This is a genomic window from Bacteroides caecigallinarum, assembly GCF_016902295.1.
GTDB lineage: Bacteria > Bacteroidota > Bacteroidia > Bacteroidales > Bacteroidaceae > Phocaeicola > Phocaeicola caecigallinarum_A.
Window position 1 is genome coordinate 1 of the sequence record NZ_JACJLQ010000090.1, and the last position, 2276, is coordinate 2276.

Consider the following 2276-nt stretch of genomic DNA (forward strand, 5'->3'; position numbering starts at 1 on the left):
CGTTTCATCCGTATTCGCCTTACGCTGTGGCGAAGCTGTACGGTTTCTGGATAATAAAAGAGTATCGTGAGGCTTATAATATGTTCTGCTGCTCGGGTATCCTGTTCAACCATGAATCGGAACGCAGGGGGGAGACTTTCGTTACCAGAAAGATTACTCTGGCTGCGGCTCGTATAGCTCAGGGAAAGCAGGAGTGCCTGTATCTGGGCAATATGGATTCGCTGCGTGACTGGGGTTATGCGAAGGACTATGTGGAGTGTATGTGGCTGATTCTGCAGCAGGAGAAGCCGGAGGATTTTGTAATTGCTACAGGTGTGCAGCACTCGGTGCGTGAGTTTACGGAGCTGGCTTTCCGTCATGCGGGCATTGAACTGAAGTTTGAGGGCGAGGGACTGGACGAGAAGGGTATCTGTGTATCTGTAACTAATCCTGAGAATGAACATCTGGTAGGAAAGACTCTGGTGGCGGTATCGGAAGATTTCTATCGTCCTACAGATGTGGTTAACCTATGGGGGGACCCGACAAAAGCGAAGGCCAAATTAGGATGGAACCCGCAGACTACAAGCTTCGAACAGTTAGTGCAGCTGATGGTGGAACATGATATGGCGAAGGTGGCCGGTGACAGTGTGGCTTCGAAGGTAAGAACGAACCTGGCTGAGTATCTGGAAAAGGGAGTCGTTAAATGAGCAATAAGAAAGTTTTCGTAAGCGGATGTTATGACCTGCTGCACAGCGGACATGTGGAGTTCTTCCAGCAGGCTTCGAGATTCGGCGACCTGTATGTGGGTATAGGCTCGGACGCCACGTATCTGGAATATAAGCACAGGAAACCGATGTTCCCGCAGGAGGAACGTCTGTTCATGGTGAGGAACATAAAGGCTGTGAAAGAGGCTTATATTAACGAGGGGCACGGAGTGATAGACTTCATCCCGACTCTGGACATTGTGAAGCCGGACATCTTCGTGGTGAACGCTGAAGGTGGAAGCGAGGAGAAACGCAGGCTGTGTGAGGAACGGGGCATAGAGTACATCGAACTGCAACGCACTCCGCACGAGGGACTGGAGGCAAGAAGCTCGAGTTCGCTCAAGGCGGCTATGCAGAAGGCGGAGAACGAGGCGGGAGAGAGCAAGGGTATCCCAACGCGTCTGGATCTGGCGGGTACATGGATTGACCAGCCGTACGTGAGTGTGCATCATCCGGGATGGGCGATAACTATCTCTCTTGAACCTACTTTCGAGGTGAGGGACAGATGCGGACTGAGCACAAGCACACGGAACATCATACAGAAGATATGGCCGGTGAAGATGCCTAAGATGGATCCGGAGATGCTGGCGAGACTTGTGTTCTGCTTTGAAAACAATCCTGAGCGTACTGAGGGGCATGTATCGGGGGCACAGGATGCGATAGGTATTTGCATACCGGGGCTGTGCAGACATTATTACGACAACAATTTCTGGCCGAAGAAAATAGATATCTGCAGGGACGAGATGACGCTGAGATTTCTGGAACAGCATCTGGTGATGATTCCGATTGAGCCAAGGAAACCGGGATGCTCGGTGGTGGAAGGCAAGGACATAACTGTGGAGAAGGTGAAGGCTCTGGCGGATGCGGCAGATGCGTGCTGGGAGGCTATAATGGAGCGTAACTTAGATGGTTTTGCAGCGGCTTATAAGGCGAGCTTCGAAGCGCAGACTGCCATGTTCCCGGGTATGATTAATCCGGCTTATATCGACTGTCCACAGCAGGACAACAGTTTTATCAGTGACGCCATAGCGCACTACAGCGCAATGCCGGACGTGATGGCATGGAAGCTGGCTGGTGCTGGTGGTGGCGGATATCTGGCTCTGGTGGTGAGGGACGCAAAGGTATTCCTAAGCAACCACAGCGAGGCGATAGAGCTGCATATCAGAAGGGATTAGATTATAGTTGCAAGGCTTCAGTTACGAGGTAACAAGGTCTTATAGTGGATTCCCCCATGCAGCGGCAAGAAATGCCGGCATGGGGGGATTTCAGTATCTGTAGGGTTGGTATTTCGGAAACTTTTACGTAATTTTGTATCTGTAGCCTAACTTCATAACTTCTTTAACTTCTTAACTTCAAAAAAAATGAAATACCCTATAGGAATACAGAACTTTGAAAAGATACGCGAAGGTGGGTATCTTTATATAGACAAGACGGACATGATATATGATCTGGTAAAGAATGGTGTGTATTACTTCCTGAGCCGTCCGCGCAGGTTCGGCAAGAGTCTGCTTATCTCTACGCTGGAGACTTATT

At 50.1% G+C, this 2276-nt stretch carries 3 protein-coding genes; all 3 read left to right on the forward strand.

Going from position 1 to position 2276, the window contains the following annotated elements; genetic code table 11:
• Positions 1–686: GDP-mannose 4,6-dehydratase (locus H6A27_RS14190; protein ID WP_204509156.1), on the forward strand; the 686-nt coding region annotated here is incomplete at its 5' end.
• Positions 683–1918 (forward strand): FAD synthase family protein, encoded by a 1236-nt coding sequence (locus H6A27_RS14195; protein WP_204509157.1) that lies wholly within the window; start codon positions 683–685, stop codon positions 1916–1918. The genes H6A27_RS14190 and H6A27_RS14195, both read left to right, overlap by 4 nt.
• A 186-nt stretch (positions 1919–2104) precedes the next feature.
• A partial coding sequence (locus H6A27_RS14200) for an AAA family ATPase (RefSeq protein ID WP_204509148.1) occupies positions 2105–2276 on the forward strand: 172 nt, incomplete at its 3' end.

Excerpts from the sequence above, each read along its gene's own strand:
- H6A27_RS14195 (WP_204509157.1), top strand. The coding sequence starts at position 683 with ATGAGCAATAAGAAAGTTTTCGTAAGCGGATGTTATGACCTGCTGCAC.